Here is a 21529-nt window from a genome sequence, read left to right as displayed (position 1 = left end):
GGCAACAAAGAGAACGTAGGAAGCCACTGGGGGGAGCGAAGTCGTACGGGGCCGGAGCCGACCGCTCATCGCCCACCAAGCACTGCCCCAGGGTCTCGGGTCCGTTTTTTTCAGCGCCCCGTATTCTCTGGAGCATGGTCGGCGCACAGACACAGAAGGCCGAACGTGGGCCGGGGCGACCGCGACAGGAGCGTGTCACGGACGACACCCTTGAGGCGGTCATCGAGCTGGTGACCGAGCAGGGCGTGAAGGCGGTCACGATGGACGCGGTGGCCGCGCGTGCCAGGGTGAGCAAGCCCGCCATCTACCGGCGGTGGCCCTCCAAGCAGGCCCTGATCATCGCGGCGGCCGAGACACGCATCGGCCCCCTCTCGGTGCCGGACCTCGGTGACATTCGCGCCGAACTGCGCGAGGTACTGACCGCGCGGTTGACGGCGTACCGGCTGCCGGGCACGGCCCGGCTGCTGGCGGAACTGATCGCCACTGCAACCGAGGAGGGCGGTTCGCGGGGAGAGTACGCGGAATACACCGACCGGATGATGGCCGAGACGCGCACCGTCCTTCAGCGGGGCATCGCCCGCGGCGAGGTGAGGCCCGACATCGACATCCGGTCGGCCGCCACGCTGGTGGCGGCGCCGCTGGTGTACCGCCTGCTGGCGGAAAGCGAACTGCCCAACGCGCGCTTCGTGGACGATCTGGTCGACCTCGTCGTTCGGGCGGTCGGCCAACCGGCAACCTGAGCGTTGCCGGGCTGGAGAGTTCCGGGGTCGCACCCCACCGTTGCGCCCATCGGCCCATCGGCCCGGTGGGACGGGACAGCCGGCTCAGCGCTCGGCGTCGGCTGTCATGAGGACAGGCGACGCGCGTCGCGGGCCGGGTCGATCAGGGTGACTGCTGCCGTGCCGCCCAGCAGGAGCAGCACGGCCGCAAGGAGCACAGCGTGCTGGTAGCCGGCCCTGCCCTGGATGTCGACCAGGTAGCCCGTCAGGGCGGGGGCGATCAGGCCGCCCGTGGTGACCACGGCGTTCATCAGGCCGAGGGCGCCGCCGCGCCGGCGGGCAGGGACGAGTTCGGCGACGGTCGTGACCGCGATGGTCGACATCGCCCCGCACAGGCCGAAGCCGACGAGCAGGAGCAGCACGATGATCGGCCCGCGCGTGGCCTGCGAAAGGGTCGCGCAGCCGAGCGCGGAGGCCAGCAGAGTGATGCCGCCGACACGGGCACGGGCCCACCGACTTGTCACGCCGCGTCGCAGTAGCCACCCGGTCACTCCCGCCTGCCCGAGGAGGGCGATGGCGTTGATCGCCCAGATCCCGGCGACGAGGTTGGCGGCGGTGGTGGCGGAGTAGCCCAGGCCGTCGTGCAGGTAGGAGGGCACCCACACCAGTGACAGGGCGATCATCCAGTAGGTGCTGAAGTAGCCGATCGTGGCGCCGATCCAGGTGCCGGTGCCCAGGATGCGCCGGTACGAGGGAGCAGGCGAGGTCTCTTCGTCAGCGCTGCCGGAGCGGGGAACGGCGGTCCAGCCACTGGCCTCGCCATGGGTCTCGGCCTGGGTCCCGGTCGGCGTCTCGGCCTCCCGATCCTTGCCGAAAAGGGCCCAGCCCGCCGCCCACACCCCGCCCGCGATCGCGACGGCGGCGAAGGCGGAGCGCCAGCCGTGGTGCTGGATCATCCAGGTCAGCCCTGGGGCCGCGACCACCACGCCGAGGGTGACGCCGATGTTGATCAGTGCGCCGGGAAGGTTGCGCTCACGGTCCGGGAACCACGATAGGGCGCTGTGCTGGGCCACGGGGAAGGCAGGCCCCTCCGCGGCCCCCAGCACGATCCGCGAGGTGACCAGCGCGACCAGTCCTCCGCCCAGGGCCATGGGCGTCTGGGCGAGCGACCACAGCAGCGCCATGCCCAGCAGCAGCCACCGCGCCCGCACCCTGTCCGACAGCAGCCCGACCGTGGCGCCGCAGACCGAGAAAAGCAGGAAAAACGCGCTGTTGGCCAGTCCGAAGCCGGTCGCCGACAGGCCGAGGTCGCGGCGGATCGGGTCGGCTGCCAGTCCGAGGACGGATTTGTCGGCGAAATTGACCATCATGAAGACCACCAGCAACCCGGTGACAGTCCACGCCCGGCGTTTGTGCCTCCGGCTCGTCTCGGCGGTGTGGGCGGGCGTGACGGGTGTGACATCGGTGTTGGGCAACGGGGGCTCCGCGTAGGTAGCTGCCTTGTGGCAGGCGTGGTCGGCGTGCAACACGGGAGAGTGGAACGCCGGCGATCGGGACGCGCTCACACGAGCCGACCTCAGCAACGAGAAATCGTTACGTGCAGTATCGATACCCATGGGCGTGACCACAAGACCTGGTCACGGCGAAAGACACACGGGCACAGCCCCCCCACCCGCACGAGGGGCTGACGTTCGCGGCCCCGAACGCTGCTGCGCCCGCCAGCGCGGCAGCCGTCGTACGCCGCGGCGAAATGATCACGGAGAGGCTCTTGCCGTTCCCCGGCCAGATATCGATACTTCCAGTAACGATTTTCTCCGATGCGACCGTGGAGGACCGCATGGACACCACTGGAACCGACAAGAACCCCCTCCTGGCCAAGCCGCTGTTCCACGCCGGCCGGCGTGTGCTGGACCGAACCGTGGCCGGTACACCGCAGGCCGAGTACCGGCTGCTGGAGATCGCGCCGATGACTCCGCACATCGGAGCGGAGATCGGCGGCGTGGACCTGTCCCGGCCGATCGACGAGGAGCTGGCGCAGGAGCTGCGGCAGGTGCTGCTCGAGTGGAAGGTCATCTTCTTCCGCGACCAGCACGACTTCGACGCGGCATCACACCTGGCCCTTGCCGCGGTGTGGGGGGAGCCGGAGCCGAACCCGTTCTTCCCCAAGGGCGACACTGTCGGCGTCTCGCGGCTCGCAAAGGACGCGAACGCCATCGGCCAGGAGAACATCTGGCACAGCGACCACTCGTTCATGGCCGCGCCCGCCATGGGCTCGGTGCTGCGTTCGGTCGAGGTCCCACCGGCCGGCGGCGACACCATGTGGGCCGACATGGGTGCCGCCTACGACAACCTCACCGACGAGATGAAGCAGCGCATCGACGGCCTCACCGCCGTACACGACTGGGAGCCCAGCTGGGGTGCGTTCATGACGCAGGAGCAGATCGCGGCGATGCGCCAGAACCTGCCGCCGGTCGAGCACCCGGTCGTCGTGCGACACCCGCACACCGGACGCAAGACGCTGTACGTCAATGAGCCCTTCACCACCCGCATCGTCGGCCTGCCCGAGGACGAGAGCCGTGAGCTACTCCATGAGCTGGGCCTGCAGGCTCGTGTCCCCGAGCTCCAGGTGCGGTTCCGCTGGCAGCCCGACTCGGTCGCTATCTGGGACAACATCGCCGTCCAGCACTACGCGATCAACGACTACTACCCCCAGCGCCGCGTGATGGAGCGCATCGCGATCGCCGGCGTCCCGCTGTCCTGAGCCCCTCGCCCCGCCGGCCGGCCCAGCTGCTCGCGGCGGTCGTGCCGCTCCGCACAGCGGTACGACCTCCGCCGCCACGCCGTCGCGCCGCGTGGTGGCTCCCCTTTTCCGACTCCGCTTGTTCGCCCCGCCAAGGAGTGATGTGAACAGCCCCGCCCTCGACAAGACCGCCCTCGACCGCGCTCTGAGACAGCTGCGTGAGAACGCCCCGTCCTGGGCCGCCGCGCCGCTCGCCGAACGCATCGGCCTGCTGGAGCGGCTCATGCCCAGGATCCACGACGGCGCGACCGACCTGGTCGCGGCCGCCGCACACGCCAAGGGATACGGACCCGACTCCCCGTGGGCCGGCGAGGACTGGGCCGGAGGCCCGTGGTCACTGGCCCAGAACGTCACCGCGCGGCTGCACGTGCTACGGCGCCTGGCCGCCGGCCGGGACCCGATGCCCGCGGGGACGGTGCACGAGCAGGGCGGCCGTACCTGGGTGGACGTCTTCCCCGCCACCGGCTGGGACCGCCTGCTGCTCAACGGCTACTCGGCCCAGGTCCGGATACAGTCCGGCGTCACCGCCGAGCAGGTACGAGAGCGTGCGGCCGAACCGTATAGCGGCCGCGGGCAGCGCGCCGGTGTGGCGCTCGTCCTGGGTGCCGGCAACGTCGCCGCGCTCACCGCGACCGACATCGTGCACAAGCTCTACTCCGAGGGCCAGGTCGTCATCGCCAAGATGAACCCGGTCAATGCCTATCTGCGCCCGCACTTCGAGCGGATCTTCGACGAGTTCGTCCAGCGCGGCTGGGTGCGGTTCGTGGACGGCGGCCCCGCCGAGGGCACCTACCTCACCGCCCACGACGGCGTGGACTCCGTCCACGTGACCGGCAGCGACCGCACGCACGACGCCATCGTCTGGGGCACCGACGAGCACGCGGAGCAGCGCCGCCGCGACGACACCCCGCTGATCGACAAGCCGTTCACCAGCGAGTTGGGCGGCGTCAGCCCGTGCATCGTGGTGCCGGGGCGATGGAGCCGGGCGGACTTCCGCTTCCAGGCCGAGCACATCGTCACGAGCAAGATGAACAACTCCGGCCACAACTGCATCGCCGGCCAGGTGCTGGTGCTGCCCCGCTCCTGGCACGGGACCGAACGGCTCCTGGAGGAGATCCGGCGGGTGCTGCACGCCCTGCCGCCGCGCACGGACTACTACCCCGGCGCCGACCAGCGGCTCCAGGCCGTACTCGAGGCCCACCCGCAGGCCGAACGCCACGCCGACGGCTGCCGGATCCTGGTTCCGGACATCACCGACCACGACGACGTACTGCTCACCGGCGAGGTCTTCGCCAGCGCCCTGGGCGTGGTGCGCCTCCCCGGCGAGACCCCCGCGCACTTCCTGCGCCACGCCGTCGACTTCGCCAACGACATCCTCCCCGGCACCCTCGGGGCGACCCTGATCGTCGATCCCAGGACCGAGAGGGCCCAGTCCGCCGCGGTGGAGTCGGCCATCGCGGAGCTGCGCTACGGCACCCTCGGCGTCAACTCCTGGTCCGGCGTCAACTTCCTGCTCGGCTACACCCCTTGGGGCGCCTACCCCGGCCACACCCGGCAGGCGATCGGCAGCGGCATCGGCTTCGTCAACAACGCCTTCATGCTCGAGGACGTCGAGAAGACCGTGCTGCGCGCCCCGTTCGCCCCCGCCCCTCGCGGCCTGTTCACCGGCTCCCCCTCCCTGTCCCCCAAGCCGCCGTACTTCGTCACCCATCGCTCCGGCCGCACCACGCTCGAACGCGTCACCCGCTTCACCACCGCGCCGAGCCTCGCCCAGCTCCCCGCCGTCTTCGCTTCCGCCCTGCGCGGCTGACCAGGAAACCCCCACACATGAACCTCGCCGACTTCCTCACCCGCGCCGCCCGCATCCACGGCGACCGTCTCGCAGTCGAGCTCGACGACCAGCAGCTCACCTATGCCGAGCTGCACACCCTCGCCGGACGTACGGCCGCGCTCCTCGCCGCGCGCGGCGTCCGACCCGGCGACCGGGTGGGCCTGATGCTGCCCAACGTGCCGGAGTTCCCCGTCCTCTACTACGGCATCCTGCGCGCCGGGGCCGTCGTGGTACCGATGAACCCCCTGCTCAAGCAGCGTGAGATCACGCACTATGTGCGCGACTGCGGTATGGCCCTGCTTCTCGCCCACCAGGACGCTGCCGACGAGGCGCGACTCGGCGCCGAGGGCACCGCGACCCCGATCGTGCCGGTCACGCCCGAGGGTCTGGCAGGCCTGCTCGCCGAGCACCCCGACCCGGAGCCGAGCGTCTCCCGCAAGGACGACGACATCGCCGTCATCCTCTACACCTCCGGCACCACCGGCGTCCCGAAGGGCGCGATGCTCACCCACGCCGGACTGGCACGCAACTGCCAGATCTCCGCGCGCGTCCTGCAGCTCACCCCCGACGACGTCATGATGGGCTGCCTGCCGCTGTTCCACGCCTTCGGACAGGCCTGTGCCATGAACGCCGCCGTGATCGCGGGCGCCCGTCTCGCCCTCCTCTCCCGCTTTCATCCGGGCGAGGCACTGCGCGCGGTCGAGCACCGGAAGATCACTGTCTTCGAGGGCGTACCGACCATGTACGCCGCCGTGCTCGCCGAGCACCGGCGCAACCCTCAACGGGACACGAGCTCGCTGCGCCTGTGCGTCTCCAGCGGAGCCTCCCTGCCGGTCGAGCTGCTGCACGGCTTCGAAGCCGTCTTCGGCTGCGCGATTCTCGAGGGCTACGGCCTGTCCGAAACCTCCCCGGTCGCCTCCTTCAACCACCCGGACCGGCCCCGCAAACCCGGCTCGGTGGGCACCCCCATCGACGGCGTGGAGATGCGCATCCTCGACCCGCGGGACGGCGTCGGCGAACTGTGCGTGCGCGGCCACAACGTGATGGCCGGCTACTGGGGACGCCCCGACGCGACCGCCGAGACCATCGTGGACGGCTGGCTGCACACCGGTGACCTGGCACGGGTCGACGAAGACGGCTACTACTACATCGTCGACCGCAAGAAGGACCTCATCATCCGCGGCGGCTACAACGTCTACCCGAGAGAGATCGAAGAGGTCCTCTACGAACACCCATCCGTCGCCGAGGCCGCCGTGATCGGCGTCCGCCACCGCTCTCTCGGCGAGGAGGTCGCCGCCGTGGTCGCCCTGCGCCCGGGCACCCGGGCAGACGCCGACGAACTGCGGGAGTTCGTCCGCGAACGCGTGGCACCGTACAAGTACCCGCGCGAGATCCGGCTCGTCGACGCCCTGCCCAAGGGACCCACCGGCAAGATCCTCAAGCGTGAGATCCCTGACGTCCGCCACTGACGTCAATGGTTCGCTACGTGGCCTGCCAGCCGGGTTCGATGCGGTCGAGGAAGGTGCGGAAGGCCGCGTCGGCCCGGTCCCAGTCGCCGTCGGCCAGGGGTGCGAAGAGCAGGCCGAACGTGGCGTCGACCAGGAGGGTGGCCTCGGTTCGGGCACGTGCCTCGGCCATGCCCAGGTCACGGAAGACGGAGGTGAACAGGCCTGTCCAATCGGTGACGACGTCGTGCATCACGGGCCCGTACCGGTCGGGATGGAGCACGCTGGCGGTCATGATCTCGAGGTAGAGGGGGAGCGCGTCCCGCATGTCGGGTTCACCGAACTGCCGCCAGACTTCCTCCATGAAACGGCGGAGTCCCGCAGGGCTCGTCAGGGAGCCGACGGTGTCGAGCAGGGTCCGGGCACGCAGGAGCGGGCGCCTCGCGTACAGGGCGAGTGCCTCTGCGACCATGCGTTCCTTGGTGCCGAAGTAGTACAGGAGCATGCGGTCGCTGGTGCCCAGGGCCCGCCCCAGTGGGCGCAGGGACAGGTCGGCCAAGCCGTTGCGGATCACATACTCCCGGACCCGGTCCAGCAGGTCACGTCGTTTGGCCGGATCGGGCGGGCGCGGCATCAGGGCTCCCTGACTGGAGTTACGCAGAGTCGACTGGATCTCACTTATATCGACTGAATCGTACTTATTCGGTACATACACCCCTTCTTATATATTTCTTGTAGCACCCGCTACGTATACGTTCAGGCGTAGCGAACGCTACGGGAACGGGAACGCCCGGCACATGACCCCAGCAGCTCAGAAGGGACTGATCACCGTGGCCCCCCAGGCCATCGGCCTCACCCCCGAGGTCGCACCCGCATCGTGGTTCGCCCGGCAGAGGGCTCTGTGGTCACGCACCCTTGAACCCCCGCGGCCGCTTGGCGCGCCGCGCGGTCGCGCCACCGACTGGGACGCCTCCTGGCCCCTGTCACGGGAACTGACCTCGGTCCGTCGGGCTCGGAAAGTGGTGACCGCGCAACTGGGCGACTGGGCTCTGGAGGCCCTGGCAGACACCACTGAGCTCCTGGTCAGCGAACTGGTCACCAACGCCCTGCGCCACACGCGAGGCCCTCTGCGGCTCAACCTGCAGCTGCGCGACTCCCGCCTGCGGTGCGAGGTCGAGGACACCGAAACCACGGGCCCCGTACGCCACATCATCGACGCCGACGCGGAAGGCGGGCGCGGCACCGAACTGCTCGATCTGCTCGCCGACGCCTGGGGCAACACCCGCACGGCCACCGGCAAGACCATATGGTTCGAACTGTCGGCGAAGACCTCTTCGCCCAAGGACTCGCCTGCCTCCGACTGACCGGTCCGACAGCACCGCGACGGGGTTCGGAGACGCGTTTCGCCGGCGAGGAGGACGCCGCGCGCCCGACCTGCCGAACCCATCGACGAGCACAGGTTCACGCCCCGGAGCCTGTGCGGCCCCCTCAAGGCCCCTCAAGGCCCCCTCGACAGGGATCGGAATCCGGCCAACCCGATCGAGCAGATCCCCTGCGTCACTGCACCTTCTTTCACAACTCTTCGCAGGAATCACGCACGTTGGGTCCGCGGTCGCCGTTGAGAGGCCTCGTCCGCCCCTGGTGCGCGCGGATCACTTTCTTGCCATGTCCTCGACCAGCCCTTGCCGCCCGCACTCATGCCATGGCTAGAGTGACCAGGCCCGAAGGGTTGGTCCAGACCAGGCCGCTCGAGGGCTTGACCATGCACGGGGGAACGTCTATCAGCGCCGGACCGCGCGCGACGGGACACCCCTGCCTTGCAGCAGAAGGACATGGGGGAAACACCGTTGCGTCCTGCCAGACCCGTAGCCGCGCTCGCCGCTGCGGTGGCCTCGTTCGCCGCCGTGCTCGCGACTGCGCCGTCCGCATCCGCCGCGACCTCTTACGCGGCCGACGAGTGCAGCTCCGCCTACAACCGGGCTTGCTTCCGCATTCAATTCAACTCCCGTTCCGAGACGACGCAGTTGTCCCAGAGCGCCTGCTTCATCAGCAACAAGTCGATCAAGGATCACTGGGGCTACTCCCCGAACGGGACCTCGATCGTCCGGTATGTCTTCAGCGGATTCCCCGGCTACTACACGGACCCCGACCGTGACACCCACAAGGGCATGTCCAACCCGTGCGACAACACGGGCGACGGGCAGTACGCCGCGGACAACGCCGCTTCCGCCTACAACCAGGACCCGTCCCACTCGTACACGGTCTACAGCAACGCCGGATACAGCGGCAGCAAGAAGACGATCCCGAAGTACGACGGCATCGCCCGCAACCTGGGCAACGGCCTGAAGAACAAGAACTCGTCGAGCAAGAGGAACTAGCTATGACCAAGAAGTGGATACATTCCGCTGTGCTGGCCGCCTCGTGCTCGGCGCTCGCTCTGACCGCTGCCTGCGGCACCCAGCACGCGCAGGATCAGCAGACGGTGAAGACAAGGACCGAAGCCCGCTCGCTGCCGGACACCGAGAGCCGAGCGAAGTGGCCGACGGCGCGGGTGCAGAGCGGCCTCGCGGCCGGGATGCGGCTGCCGCTCGAGGACTACATGGTGTCGTACCCGGACGAGGTCGACGTCGAGAACGCCAAGGACAAGGTCAAGACCGCGTGCATGGCACGGCTCGGGTTCACCTTCACCCCGCCCGCCTCCGGCACGACACCGGCCCTGTCGTACGACGGCATGAACATGGAGCGCCGCTACGGCATCACCGACGCCAAGACCGCGCGGACGTACGGCTACCACGTGCCCGGAGCGGCCGCGGAGCCCGCGGACGACACCGCCGCGGAGGAGGCCGAGGAAGGCCGCACCGACAACTGGTACGACGCCCTGGAGAACACCTGCATCCCAGAGGCGAACAAGAAGGTCGGCATCCTCTACGAGACCGACATCGCCGGTGACCTGGCCGCCGAGTCGCTGGAGGCCACGAAGAGCAGCCTCAAGGTCCAGGCGGCCATGAGCAACTGGTCGGCGTGCATGGCCAGGAAGAACTACAAGAACTTCCCCGAGCCGCTGCAGGCCGGCGAGGCCTTCGCCGAGTCGGCGGGAACACAGCCGTCCCAGACAGAGATCGACACGGCTGTCGCGGATGTCGACTGCAAGGAGTCCTCCGGCCTGGTGAAGAACTGGTTCAGCGCGGAGACCGGCCGCCAGACGCAGCAGATCGGCGACCACAAGGCGGAGCTGGAGGCCGAGAAGGCCCGCAACGCCAAGATGATCGAAGCCGCCAGGGCCATCCTCGGCCAGAGCTAGCCGCCGCGTCCCCTTCGACCGACCGCCGCGGCCCCCGTCCCCCCTGGGGGCTGCGGCGGTTCGTTCTCTCACCCGCGAAACTCCCCATGAAGGGGAGCTGGTTGAGAGTGCCCACAACGCGCTCGGCCCCGCGATCGCGGGGGTTGCTTGCCGTATCAGAAGCCCCGGAGCCGCCGCAGGCCCGCTCGAACACTCACTCCTCGATCAGTCGGACTCGCCGTCCTTCTCCTGGCTCTGTTCCTCCGCCGACGGGCAGCAGCGTCCGGCACACACGCAATCGCGCTGCCAAGGCGCTGGTCTCCATGGCAAGTACTGCAGAACGGCGCAAGGCGGAAAACGCCGTCGCCGCTGCCTACGCTCAAGGGGTGGACTTCTCGCAGTAGGGCCCAACCTGGCGCGAAAAGCGGGGAGTTGAACAGGAACAGTCGCTCAGCATCGTCCTGTGGAGCTTCCGATCACAGGGCTCAGGGGCGGCCTCACCGAGGCCGCCCCTGAGCCCTGCTCCTGTGGAGCTTCAGATCACGCCGTCGCCCCGGACGCCTCCGGCGCGGAGTCCGACACGACGCCGGGCTCCGACTGCCCGGCGGCCGCCGGGCGGACGGGGATGAGGGAGGCGACGGCCGCGGCCGCCAGGCCCACGCCGCAGCCGATCATCATGGCGACCCGGAAGCCGTTCTCGGACGGCAGGGAGTAGACGCCGAACTTGGTGGTCATCTGGGCCAGGACCACGCCGATCACGGCGGCGGACACGGAGCTGCCGATGGAGCGCATCAGCGTGTTGAAGCTGTTGGCCGAGGCGGTCTCCGACTGGGGCACCGCGCCCATGATGAGGGCCGGCATCGCACCGTAGGCGAAGCCGACACCCGAGCTGCCGACGACGGTCACGAGCAGCAGGCCCCAGGGGGAACCGGAGCTGATCAGCGGCAGCGAGATGCCGTAGCCGAGGGCGATGACGAGGGAGCCGACGATGAGGGTGACCTTGGGGCCCTTCGCGGCGGACAGTTTGGCGCCGACCGGTGAGATCAGCATCATCATCAGGCCCGCCGGGGCCATCCACAGGCCCATGGCCAGCATGGACTCGCCCAGCCCGTAGCCGGTGGCCTCGGGCAGCTGGAGCAGCTGGGGTACGACCAGCGACTGGGCGTACATCGCGAAGCCGACCAGGATGGAGGCCGCGTTCGTCGTCAGCACCTGCGGGCGCGCGGTCACCCGGAGGTCGACCAGCGGGTCGGTGATCCGCAGCTCCCACCAGCCCCAGGCCAGCAGCACGACGACGGCGGCGGTGAACAGGCCGAGCGTGGTGCCGCTGCCCCAGCCCCAGTCGGCGCCCTTGGAGACGGCGAGGAGCAGACAGACCAGCGCGGTGCCCAGACCCAGCGCGCCGAGCAGGTCGAAGCCGCTCGACGCGGTGCTCGCACGGTCCGCGGGCACGAAGAACCAGATCAGGGTGCCGACCGCGAGGCTCAGCGCGGCAACGACCCAGAAAAGCACCCGCCAGCTGGCGTTCTCGGCGATCGCCGCGGAGAACGGCAGGCCGAGCGCGCCGCCCACACCCATGGACGCGCTCATCAGCGCGATGGACGTGCCCAGCTTCTCCGCCGGCACCACATCACGCAGCAGGCTGATGCCGAGGGGCACCACGCCCATGCCCATGCCCTGCAGACCGCGTCCGGCGATCATCGGGATCACCGAGGAGGACAGGGCACAGACCACCGAGCCGAGGATCAGCGGGACGAGCGAGGCCAGCAGCATGCGCTTCTTGCCGTACATGTCGCCGAGGCGACCGGCGACCGGCGTCATCACCGCGGCCGCCAGCAGGGTGGCGGTGATCACCCAGGAGGCGTTCGAGGCGCTGGTGTCGAGCAGCGTCGGCAGTTCACCGATCAGCGGCACCACCAGGGTCTGCGTGATCGCGGCCACGATGCCCCCGAAGGCAAGGATGCCGACGACTCTGCCGGAGCCTGCCTCGGGCTTGGAACTGTCCACGGGTACTCCCTCGTGCTCTCTCAGATCCGTATGCACTATACATTTGATATGCATCATGCACGTGAAGTGCATCATACACATGCGTGGTATACCTACTGGTAGGCGGTCTCCCTGAGAAGGAAGGGGGAGGCCGACCAGGAGCCGAAGGAACCCCGCATGGACAAGCCCCTTGATCTGATCGAATTCGAGACCATGCTGCTCGGGCGGTACATGCACCTGCTGACACCGCGCATGCGCGACGGCGACCGGCGGCTCGACCGCAGCGCCTACCTGCTGCTCAGCCGCATCCAGGTGGACGGCCCGATGTCCATCGGCCAGCTCAGCGAGGCCTTCGGCCTGGACACCTCCACGCTCAACCGGCAGACCGGTGCCATGCTGCGGGCCGGGATCGTCGAGCGCATCCCCGACCCCGACGGGGGCATCGCCCGCAAGTTCGCCATCACCGCCGAGGGCGAGCGCCGGCTGGCCGCCGACCGCGCCGCGAACCTGCAGGGCCTGGAGAAGGTGATGGAGGACTGGACGCCGGACGAGGTGGCCGAATTCGCCGGCTACCTCGGACGCCTGAACCGCGACATCGAGCGCCTGGACGGGCGCCCCTGGCCGCGCCGCTGAGGTCGTCATGGACGTCCTGGCACTCATCGGCCGCACCCTCTTCGCGGCGCTCTTCCACTCCTCGGCCGTCGGCCGTCTCACGCAGACCAAAGCGATGGCGGGATACGCCTCCGCCAAAGGCGTCCCCACGGCCGTGCCCGCGGTATTCGCCGCGGACTTCTGCTCCTGACCGGTGGACTGAGCGTATTGCTCGGCGTCCGGGCCGATCTCGGGGCACTGCTTCTGGTGATCTTCCTGGTGCCGACCGCGGTACTGATGCACGGGTTCTGGAAGGAAACTGACGCCCAGTCCCGTCAGCTCGAAATGATCCACTTCCAGAAAGGTCTCGCACGCGCCGGAGCGGCACTCATCCTGTTCGCTCCGATCGCCCACACCGGCGATGACCTGGGACTGACGATGACTGGTCCACTCTTCAACATCGATTGACGGCCGCCTTCGATTTCCCTTTTCCGGAGCGGGAATTGGGGAACGCTTTCCGTGACGTTGCGCACATCGATGGTGGGGACACCTAGGCAACTGGCGATTTGTCGTCGACAGTTGAGCCTGGCATTCCCCCCACCCCCATGCACCGAAGGCTCTCGCCCCATGCGCAATTCGTCCGACGTCCCCGTACAGCCCCACGCCGTCACCGTCGCCGAAGTGATTCCCGGCGATCTTCTCGCCCTCTCCGAACAGGATGTGACGGAAGACAAGTGGTATGTGGTGATGCACACACTCCCCGAGACTCCGCACACCATTCGACTGACCCTCCGACCGCCCCTCGGTGGAATTGATCACGACCAGGTATTCGAGCGCGGCCACCGGGTGACCGTGGCCTGTCGGCGCATGGACATCACCGGAATTCCCGAGATCGCGCCGGCCGATCTCGCGGCGGTGGAATTCCGGGACGGCGACCGCGTCACCTCGCTGCGCGCCGTCGACCCCCGGGCCGTCGAGGAGTCGTACACCCGAAGGTGGGGCCGCTGGCACCGGGACCTGGAGAGCCGGGCCGAGGAGCCCGTCTCGGACGCCGGGCTGCGCGAGCACGTCGCGCGCGCCGTCGAGGAAGGACATGTCGTACGACACCTCCCCCGGCCACGTCGTACGCCCACCGGCGCCGCGCCCCGGCGGGTCGTGGTCACCGGGCTCGGGGCCGTCACGCCGCTCGGTGTGGGCGTGGACGAGCTCTGGCAGGGGCTGGTGGAGGGCCGTTGCGGGATACGGGAGTTGGAGGGCGAGGAATTCGCCGAGCTGCCGGTACGGGTCGCCGGGAGCGTTCCAGTGGATCCCGCCGGGCTGCTGCCGAGGCCGCAGGCGCGGCGGATGAACCGGGCCGCGCAGTTCGCGGTGCTCGCCGCGCGCGAGGCGTGGCAGGACGGCGGGTTCGACGCGGCAGGTACGGCCGAGAGCGGGCTCGACCCCGAGCGGGTCGGCGTCAGCGTCGGCGCCATCCTCGGTGACGCCTCCGTACTCGTCGGCGGTGACCGGAAGCTGCGGGACAAGGGGCCGCGTGCCGTGTCGCCGCTGACCACGCCGATGACCGTGCCCTCGCAGGCCGCGTCCCAGGTGTCGCTCGCGCTGCGGATCACCGGTGAGGCCCGCACCGTGACCAGCGCCTGCGCCTCCGGGACCGAGGCCATCGGGCAGGCCATCGACCGCATCCGGTACGGGCATGTCGACGTGGCGCTCGCCGGTGGCGCGGAGGCCGTGGTGACCCCGGCGATCATGGCCTCGTTCGCCGCGATGCGCGCGCTGTCCACGCACGAACTGGGGTCCACCAGCCCGTCCCGGCCCTTCGCCAAGGACCGCGACGGCTTTGTGAACGGCGAGGGAGCGGGCTTCCTGCTGCTGGAGTCCGAAGAACACGCGAGGGCGCGTGGCGCGCGCATCTACTGCGAGGCCGCCGGGTGGGGACTGTCCGCCGACGCCCACCACATGGCCGCTCCCGACCCGTCCGGCAGCGGGGTCGCGCTCGCGCTGCGGCGGGCCGTACGGGACGCGGGCGCCCATGTCGTGGACGTCGTGCACGTCAACGCCCATGCCACCGCCACCACCGACGGCGACCTCGCCGAGGCCGGAGCCTTGCGCGCCGTGCTGGGCGGCGACGTCCCGGTGACCGCGCTCAAGGGCCACCTCGGCCATCTGCAGGGCGCGGCGGGCGGCGTGGAGGCCGTCGCCACCGTGCTCACGCTGCATCACGGGGTCATCCCGCCGACCATCGGGTGCGAGGACCAGGACGACGCCATCGAGCTGGACGTGGTGACGAAGGGCCCCCGCACGCTGCCCGCACTGGGTGACCTCGCGCTCAGCAACTCGTTCGGGTTCGGCGGGCACAACGCGGTGCTGGCGTTGCGGCGTACCGGCTGACTTCGGGGGGCGGACGGGTGTGAGGCGCTGGGTTGGTTTTCGCCCCCTCCGCCCCTGCCCTCCCTCACTCTCGGCTTCGCTCGAGCGGGGGGACACCCTTCGCCCCTGGGGGCTCCGCCCCCAGACCCCCGTATCGCGCTGACGCGCTCGTCCTCGAACGCTGGACGGGCTGGAAGATTTCCAGCGCCGCCCGGCTCAGGCCGACGCCCGCTTCCGCGGGGCGGCCTTCTTCGCGGCCGTCTTCTTCGCGGCGGTCTTCTTGGCCGCCGACTGCTTGGTGGCCGTGCCGGCCGCCTCCTTGGTGGCCGTCTTGGTGGTCGACTTCTTCGCCGTGGTCTTCTTGGAGGTCGTCTTCTTGGCCGCCGTCTTCTTCGCCGCGGACGTCGACTTCTTGCCGCCGACCTCCTTGGGGGCCGTACGGGCGGACTTGCCGGCGGCCGCACGGCGGGCCGGGAGAGGCGTGACCTCGGCGGGCTCGCCGGGCTGGCCCGCTTCCTCGCCACGCGACTCCTTGGCCTCGCGCACGCTCTTCTCCAGGGCGGCCATCAGGTCGAGCACCTTGCCGCCGGGGCGCTCCCCCGCGGGGACGGCGGGCGCCTCCACGCCGGACGCCTTGGCGGCGATGAGTTCCTCGACGGCGTCGCGGTAGTCGTCGTGCAGGTCTTCGAGGTCGACCTCGCCGAGGGTGTCCATCAGGGCGTCCGCCAGGTCCAGTTCCTTGTCGTGGACGGTGACGCTCGTGTCCGGGGCGACCTCGTCGCTGGCGCGGATCTCGTCCGGCCAGAGCAGCCCGTGCATGGCGATCACGTCGTCGACCACGCGCAGCATGCCGAGCCGCTCCCGCCCGCGCAGCGCGAACTTCGCGACGGCGACCTTCTGACTGCGCTTCAGGGCCTCGCGCAGCAGAACGTACGGCTTGGCGGCGGGGACGCCGTTCGCGGACAGGTAGTACGCCGTGTCCATCTGGAGCGGGTCGATCCGGTCGGCCGGTACGAAGGCCACGATCTCGATGGTCCTGGCGGTCGGGATCGGCAGCGCGGCCAGGTCCTCGTCCGTGATCGGGATCAGCGTGCCGTCCGCGTCCTCGTACGCCTTGCCGATCTCCGGGGTGGAGACCTCGCGGTCCTCCAGCTCGCAGACCTTGCGGTAGCGGATGCGGCCGCCGTCGTCGAGGTGGATCTGGCGGAAGGAGATCGAGTGGCTCTCCGTGGCGTTCACGAGCTTGATGGGGATGCTGACCAGGCCGAAGGAGATGGCGCCGTTCCATATGGATCGCACGTGCAGCACCTTCCTGACATCGATTCGAGAGGTGCGTGTGGAAGCGGGAAATCCAGGCTAAAGCCAGGCTAAACGGACGTTCGCGACGGCACATCCGCAGGCGCCTTCCCCCGATGCCCCGGGCCCCGATTCCTTTTGATGACACGGCTGGTCTTCATAACCAAACGCCTGAACGACGAGAGGGAAGACCATGACCAGCACCACCGACACCACGCCCGTCCAGACCGCGCGGAGCGACGCCGAGCGGGCCGTACTCGCCGTGCTCGACGGCGTCTACACCGCCTGGGCGGCGAACGACCCGGACGCGTTCGTCGCGGACTACGCGGCCGACGCGACCGCACTGCTGCCGGGCACCCACCTGCGGGACAAGGAGGAGATCCGCGCCGCCATGGCGGCCGCCTTCGCCGGGCCGCTCAAGGGCTCCCGGGCCGTCCACGACGTGCAGAGCGTCCGGTTCCCTGGGCCGGGGACGGCCCTCGTGATCAGCAAGGGCGCCATCCTCCTGGCGGGCGAGACCGAGCCGCGCAGCGAGAACCGGGCGCTGGACAGCTGGGTGCTCTCCGAGCAGGACGGGGCCTGGCGCGTCCAGGGCTTCCACAATTGCCCGGAGCACACGGCCTGAGCCTCGGAAAGGGGACGGAAGACACAGAGACGGACAGGAGACACCGAGATGGCGAGTGCGGAATCAGGCGCTGTGGCCAAGCTCTATGGAATCTGGCTGGGGAACCCGGCCGAGGGCGACGTCGTCCGGGACCAGTCGCAGTGGGACGTCCTGACGGCCGAGCCGGGCGGCATCGACCACCTGGAGACCGACGCGGGCGGTACGGCGGCGATGTGGGCGGTCCCGAAGGGGTGCGCCGAGGACCGGGTGCTGCTGTGCGTGCACGGCGGCGGCTTCGTCTCGGGGTCGATCCACACCCACCGCAAGATGTTCGGCCACCTCGCCAAGGCCGCGGGCGTCCGGGCGCTGATCGTCGGCTACCCGCTGCTCCCCGAAGGCGTGCATCCGCTCCCCGTCGACCATGTGGTCGCCGCCTACCGGTGGCTCCTCGGCCAAGGAGTCGACGCCCGGCGCATCGCGTTCACGGGAGACTCGGCCGGCGGCGGGCTCGCGGTCACCGCACAGCTGCGGGCCCGGGACCAGGGGCTGCCGCTGCCCGCGGGAACGCTGCTGATCTCGCCCTGGGTGGACATGGAGGTCACCGGCGAGACGATGCTGTCGAACAGCGGGAAGGACGCGCTGTTCAACCAGCCGTGGGTGAAGGAGCTGGCGGCCAACTTCCTGGGCGGCGGCAGCCCACGGGACCCGCACGCCAATCCGCTCCACGCCGACCTCACGGGCCTCGGGCCGATCTACACCCAGGTGGGCGACCAGGAGCTGCTGATGGACGACAGCCGCCGACTCACGGAACACGCCGAGAAGGCCGGCGTATCGGTCCGGCTCGACGTCTTCCCGGAGCAGCAGCACACCTTCCAGATGATGGCCGGCCGCGCGCCCGAGGCCGACGACGCGATCCGCCGGTTCGCGGAGTGGGTCAGGCCGCTACTGGGCCTGTGACCGGGCCGGGCAGCCGAGCGAGGGAGCGATGATGGCGCGGCGGGCAGCGACCGGGCGTCCCAGCGGTACCACCGGACCCGACGGCCCGAGCGACACCACCGGACCGGACGGCCCCAGCGGCACCACCAGGCCGAGTGGTATCGCCGAGCCGAGCGGTACCACCGGTTCGGACGGCGCCGAGTTCGCCGAGCTCACCGCCCCGTTCCGGCGGGAGCTGCTCGCCCACTGCTACCGGCTGCTCGGATCGGTGGACGACGCCGAGGACCTGGTCCAGGAGACCTACCTACGGGCGTGGCGCTCGTACGACGGTTTCGAGGGCCGGTCCTCGGTGCGCGCCTGGCTGTACCGGATCGCCACCAACGCCTGCCTGACGGCGCTGCGGCACAGTTCCCGGCGTCAGCTGCCGTCCGGGCTCGGCGCTCCCGGCGACGACGCGGAACCGGCGTCGGCCGGCGGCTCCGAGGCCGGCCGGCTGCAGCCGGTGCCCGACGCGCTCGTGGCGCCGGAGACCGGCGATCCGGCGGCTGTTGCCGTCTCGCGGGAGAGCCTCCGGCTCGCGCTGATCGCGGGGCTGCAGTACCTGCCGCCCCGGCAGCGGGCCGTGCTGCTCCTGCGGGACGTGCTGGCCTTCCCGGCCGCCGAGGTCGCCGGAATGCTCGGCACCAGCACCGCGGCGGTCAAGAGCAGCCTGCAGCGGGCCCGGGCCCGGCTCGAGCAGGTGGCACCGACCCCGGAGCGGATCCGTGAACCCGCCGAACCCGAGGTGCGCGCGCTCCTTGAGCGGTACATCGCCGCCTTCGAGCACTCCGACGCGGCGGCCCTGGAGCGGCTGCTGCGCGCCGACGCCACTCTGGAGCTGCCGCCTCGGTGGTACACGGGCGGCGACGCCGCCGCGCACGCCGTCGCGGGTCTCGGCTCGCCCGGCGACTGGCGGATGGTCGCGACGGCCGCCAATGGGCAGCCCGCCGCGGCGGCCTACCTGCGCGGCGACGACGGCACCCATCACGCGTACGGGATCGTCGTGCTCACCGCTGTCGGCACCGGCATCGCCCGGATCACGGTGTTCGCCGACCCCGCCCTGTTCACCGCTTTCGGTCTCCCCCCGGTCCATCGGCCCAAGATGCAGTGATTTGCTCGCGTTCTCCCCCTTTCGTGGGATTCTCGATCCATGACGCCGATCACGGAGGTGGAGGGGCGCAGGCTCGCGCTCAGCAACCTGGAGAAGGTGCTGTACCCCGCGACCGGCTTCACCAAGGGCGAGGTGCTGCACTACTACGCGACCGTCGCGGAGCCGCTGCTCGCTCACCTCCACAACCGGCCGCTCTCCTTCCTCCGCTACCCCGACGGGCCGGACGGGCAGGTCTTCTTCGCCAAGAACGTGCCGCCCGGTACGCCCGACTGGGTCAGAACCGCCGAGGTCCCCCGCTCGGAGGGCCCCGCCCGGATGGTCCTGATCCAGGACCTGGCCTCGCTCATGTGGGCGGCCAACCTCGTCACCGAGTTCCACACGCCCCAATGGCAGGTGGACGCCCCCGGCGAGGCCGACCGGCTCGTGTTCGACCTCGACCCGGGGGCGCCGGCGACGATCGTCGAGTGCTGCGAGGTCGCGCTGTGGCTGCGGGAGCGGCTGGCCGCGGACGGGATCGCGGCGTACGCGAAGACGTCCGGGTCGAAGGGGCTGCATCTGCTGGCGGCGCTGGCGCCGACGCCCTCCAAGGAGGTCACCGCGTATGCGAAGGAGCTCGCCGTCGAGGCCGAGCGGGCGCTGCAGGGCCGTGTCACCCACCGGATGACGAAGAGCCTGCGGGGCGGCAGGGTTTTCGTCGACTGGAGCCAGAACGCCGCGCGGAAGACGACGGCGACTCCGTACACCCTTCGCGCCCGGGCCGAGCCCACCGTGTCCGCTCCGGTGACCTGGGAGGAGGTCGCGGGGTGCACCGATCCGGCCGAACTGGGCCTCCGCGCAGCGGACATCGTCCCTCGCCTCGAACGGTACGGGGACCTGCTGGCGCCGCTGCTGGATCCCTGTCGCGGCGGAGCGCTGCCCTGAGTCGGCGTCGCACCCGGCGCTCGTGTCGGCCAGGTCGGTTTTCGCCCCCGCCGCCCCTACCCATTCCCGTACCTGGGGGGCTCCGCCCCCAGACCCCCTTGGGTTGTTCTTTTGGTGCGGGCCTGTGGGGGCCTTGTCGCGCAGTTCCCCGCGCCCCTGACGGGGCCCGGGGCGAGCTCACACCCGCGACCACGTATGGCGGTCGCGGGCCATCGCGTGGAGGGCCTCCACGTCCGCGGGTTTCAGGACGCCGCCGAGGCGGGCCAGGGAGGCGAGGTCGGTGTCCTGGAGGATGCGGACCTCGCGTGGGGGTGCCATGACGTCCAGGTTGGCGGGGCCGGCCACGGCGAGGACGGGGTGGACCTCGGCGGTGAGGGCGTAGGACGCGCGGTCGGCGTCCGCGCGGACTCCGCGCAGGAGCGGGTACGGCTCGTGGCGGCCGACGGTGACCATGGGGTCGGCGACCAGGACGCGCTGTTTACGGGCGTAGAGGGCGCGGAGGGAGAACAGGCCCCCTGGACCGATGAGCACGTGATGGAGACGGTCACCGCCGGGGAGCGGGATCGAGTGGAGGGTGTGCCAGCCCGCGCCCTCCAGTTGGTCCAGGGCCTCGCCGACGGCCTGCTCGGCGGCCAGTGCGCGGCGCCGCGGGTCGGGACGCAGCCGGTGCGCCGGGCCGGGATCCCGGTCGAGGGCGATCATCAGCGCCTCGCCGGGCCGGTTCGGCGCGAGGTCGTCGTCCGGGTGGAGGGTCAGCCGGGCCAGCTCCGCCGGGGTCGGGACCGGCGGCGGCCCCACCGTCACCGGGCCGGTCAGGAACGGACCCAGCACACCGAGCACGTCCTCGCGCCGGTCCTCGCTGAGCAGGTTGACCCGGGCCGCCTCACGGTCGTACCAGGCGACGTTCCTCCCGTCCGCCAGACAGACGTACAGCCGCTCCTGACCGTGCCGCCAGGTCGGTATGACGCGCAGTCCGCTCATGCACCATCACCCCATGACCATGGGAACAGGCGGGGTGCTCCAGGGGCAAGAACCCGGTTACCTTTGGGAGGAGTTGGGGGAGTTGGGATTCGGAGGGAGGCGCCGTTGCGGACTCGCAGAAGGCAACCCGATGTGCCCGCTCCGGACAGCCCCTGGAGCGAGATCGTGCCCGGCCTGTGGATGGGCGGACACGCGTTCTCGGGCCGTTCCGGTGAGCCGGAATTCGCTGTCGTACGGGATGAGTTCGACCTGGTCCTGACGCTGTTGCGGCTGCCGGGGCACGGCCCCGACGCGGGCGTCGAGCACCATGTCTGGCCCATTCCGGACGGACCCCTCGACGGTACGCAACTCGCGGGCGTGATGCGACTCGCGCGGGCCGCGGACGACGCGCTGGAGGACGGGCGCCGGGTTCTCGTGCGCTGCTACCACGGGTACAACCGTTCGGGACTGGTCGTCGCGCACGCGCTCGTCCTCGCCGGACACACCACCGAGGACGCGATACGGCTGATACGGGCCCGGCGCTCGCCGTGGGCGCTGCACAACGAGCTGTTCGTGGAGTACCTGCGGGCGGGGCTGGCCACGGCCCGCCTCCTCGAGGAACTCGCGGAGCCGTGACGCGACG

The 21529-nt window shown here is 70.3% G+C and carries 21 protein-coding genes; 16 read left to right on the top strand and 5 right to left on the bottom strand.

Going from position 1 to position 21529, the window contains the following annotated elements:
* The first annotated feature begins 134 nt into the window (after positions 1-134).
* Positions 135-740, top strand: a complete 606-nt coding sequence (locus AB5J53_RS32600) for a TetR/AcrR family transcriptional regulator (RefSeq protein ID WP_369249187.1) — start codon at positions 135-137, stop codon at positions 738-740.
* Between the two features lie 104 nt (positions 741-844).
* On the opposite strand, the gene AB5J53_RS32595 is transcribed toward AB5J53_RS32600, so the two are convergent.
* A complete protein-coding gene (locus AB5J53_RS32595; protein ID WP_369249186.1) occupies positions 845-2194 on the bottom strand; it encodes an MFS transporter in 1350 nt (449 codons plus the stop codon).
* A gap of 362 nt (positions 2195-2556) precedes the next feature.
* Between AB5J53_RS32595 and AB5J53_RS32590 the strand changes: the two genes are divergently transcribed.
* The 3 genes from AB5J53_RS32590 (at position 2557) to AB5J53_RS32580 (ending at position 6819) form a co-directional block, all read left to right on the top strand.
* Positions 2557-3480: a TauD/TfdA dioxygenase family protein gene (locus AB5J53_RS32590; RefSeq protein WP_369249185.1), complete on the top strand. Its 924-nt coding sequence runs from the start codon at positions 2557-2559 to the stop codon at positions 3478-3480.
* A gap of 142 nt (positions 3481-3622) precedes the next feature.
* Complete coding sequence (locus AB5J53_RS32585) at positions 3623-5329, top strand: aldehyde dehydrogenase family protein (RefSeq protein ID WP_369249184.1); 1707 nt, start codon at positions 3623-3625, stop codon at positions 5327-5329.
* Between the two features lie 17 nt (positions 5330-5346).
* Complete coding sequence (locus AB5J53_RS32580; protein ID WP_369249183.1) at positions 5347-6819, top strand: long-chain fatty acid--CoA ligase; 1473 nt, start codon at positions 5347-5349, stop codon at positions 6817-6819.
* 13 nt (positions 6820-6832) lie between these two features.
* Here AB5J53_RS32580 and AB5J53_RS32575 read toward each other — a convergent pair whose 3' ends face one another.
* On the bottom strand, positions 6833-7429 hold the full coding sequence (locus AB5J53_RS32575) for a TetR/AcrR family transcriptional regulator (protein ID WP_369249182.1): 597 nt from the start codon (positions 7427-7429) through the stop codon (positions 6833-6835).
* 163 nt (positions 7430-7592) lie between these two features.
* Here AB5J53_RS32575 and AB5J53_RS32570 point away from each other — a divergent pair, with 163 nt between their 5' ends.
* The 3 genes from AB5J53_RS32570 to AB5J53_RS32560 all read left to right on the top strand — a co-directional run bounded on the left by AB5J53_RS32570 (position 7593) and on the right by AB5J53_RS32560 (position 10096).
* Positions 7593-8159: an ATP-binding protein gene (locus tag AB5J53_RS32570; protein WP_369249181.1), complete on the top strand. Its 567-nt coding sequence runs from the start codon at positions 7593-7595 to the stop codon at positions 8157-8159.
* A 468-nt stretch (positions 8160-8627) separates the two neighbouring features.
* On the top strand, positions 8628-9173 hold the full coding sequence (locus tag AB5J53_RS32565) for a hypothetical protein (protein ID WP_369249180.1): 546 nt from the start codon (positions 8628-8630) through the stop codon (positions 9171-9173).
* 2 nt (positions 9174-9175) lie between these two features.
* Entirely contained in the window at positions 9176-10096 is a 921-nt protein-coding gene (locus tag AB5J53_RS32560; protein WP_369249179.1) for a hypothetical protein, read from the top strand.
* A 519-nt stretch (positions 10097-10615) separates the two neighbouring features.
* Here the strand turns inward: AB5J53_RS32560 and AB5J53_RS32555 are convergent.
* Entirely contained in the window at positions 10616-12082 is a 1467-nt protein-coding gene (locus AB5J53_RS32555) for an MFS transporter (protein ID WP_369249178.1), read from the bottom strand.
* A gap of 156 nt (positions 12083-12238) precedes the next feature.
* Here AB5J53_RS32555 and AB5J53_RS32550 point away from each other — a divergent pair, with 156 nt between their 5' ends.
* The 4 genes from AB5J53_RS32550 to AB5J53_RS32535 all read left to right on the top strand — a co-directional run bounded on the left by AB5J53_RS32550 (position 12239) and on the right by AB5J53_RS32535 (position 15040).
* On the top strand, positions 12239-12694 hold the full coding sequence (locus AB5J53_RS32550; RefSeq protein WP_369249177.1) for a MarR family winged helix-turn-helix transcriptional regulator: 456 nt from the start codon (positions 12239-12241) through the stop codon (positions 12692-12694).
* A 7-nt stretch (positions 12695-12701) separates the two neighbouring features.
* Complete coding sequence (locus AB5J53_RS32545; protein WP_369249176.1) at positions 12702-12863, top strand: hypothetical protein; 162 nt, start codon at positions 12702-12704, stop codon at positions 12861-12863.
* A 56-nt stretch (positions 12864-12919) separates the two neighbouring features.
* Positions 12920-13120 carry a hypothetical protein gene (locus tag AB5J53_RS32540; RefSeq protein WP_369249175.1) on the top strand — a complete coding sequence of 67 codons (201 nt, stop codon included), beginning with the start codon at positions 12920-12922 and terminating at the stop codon, positions 13118-13120.
* A 159-nt stretch (positions 13121-13279) separates the two neighbouring features.
* On the top strand, positions 13280-15040 hold the full coding sequence (locus AB5J53_RS32535) for a beta-ketoacyl synthase (RefSeq protein ID WP_369249174.1): 1761 nt from the start codon (positions 13280-13282) through the stop codon (positions 15038-15040).
* A 195-nt stretch (positions 15041-15235) separates the two neighbouring features.
* Here the strand turns inward: AB5J53_RS32535 and AB5J53_RS32530 are convergent, their stop codons facing one another.
* A complete protein-coding gene (locus tag AB5J53_RS32530; protein ID WP_369249173.1) occupies positions 15236-16327 on the bottom strand; it encodes a Ku protein in 1092 nt (363 codons plus the stop codon).
* A 181-nt stretch (positions 16328-16508) separates the two neighbouring features.
* Between AB5J53_RS32530 and AB5J53_RS32525 the strand changes: the two genes are divergently transcribed.
* Genes AB5J53_RS32525 through ligD form a run of 4 tightly spaced genes read left to right on the top strand, consistent with a single transcriptional unit; the run spans position 16509 to position 19926 of the window.
* Entirely contained in the window at positions 16509-16940 is a 432-nt protein-coding gene (locus AB5J53_RS32525) for an SgcJ/EcaC family oxidoreductase (RefSeq protein ID WP_369249172.1), read from the top strand.
* Between the two features lie 48 nt (positions 16941-16988).
* Positions 16989-17876, top strand: coding sequence for an alpha/beta hydrolase (locus AB5J53_RS32520; RefSeq protein ID WP_369249171.1), 888 nt, complete (start codon positions 16989-16991; stop codon positions 17874-17876).
* 31 nt (positions 17877-17907) lie between these two features.
* Positions 17908-19005, top strand: coding sequence for a sigma-70 family RNA polymerase sigma factor (locus AB5J53_RS32515; RefSeq protein ID WP_369249170.1), 1098 nt, complete (start codon positions 17908-17910; stop codon positions 19003-19005).
* Between the two features lie 39 nt (positions 19006-19044).
* Positions 19045-19926 (top strand): non-homologous end-joining DNA ligase, encoded by an 882-nt coding sequence (gene ligD / locus AB5J53_RS32510; RefSeq protein WP_369249169.1) that lies wholly within the window; start codon positions 19045-19047, stop codon positions 19924-19926.
* Between the two features lie 177 nt (positions 19927-20103).
* On the opposite strand, the gene AB5J53_RS32505 is transcribed toward ligD, so the two are convergent.
* Entirely contained in the window at positions 20104-20907 is an 804-nt protein-coding gene (locus AB5J53_RS32505) for a nuclease-related domain-containing protein (protein WP_369249168.1), read from the bottom strand.
* 105 nt (positions 20908-21012) lie between these two features.
* Between AB5J53_RS32505 and AB5J53_RS32500 the strand changes: the two genes are divergently transcribed.
* The gene (locus tag AB5J53_RS32500) at positions 21013-21522 is read left to right on the top strand and encodes a dual specificity protein phosphatase family protein (RefSeq protein ID WP_369249167.1); all 510 of its coding nucleotides are present in this window, start codon (positions 21013-21015) and stop codon (positions 21520-21522) included.
* Positions 21523-21529 lie beyond the last annotated feature (7 nt).

The sequence above is a fragment of the Streptomyces sp. R41 genome (assembly GCF_041053055.1).
GTDB lineage: Bacteria > Actinomycetota > Actinomycetes > Streptomycetales > Streptomycetaceae > Streptomyces.
Note: the sequence above shows the minus strand (reverse complement) of the source record. Positions and strands in the feature narration are given on the sequence as shown.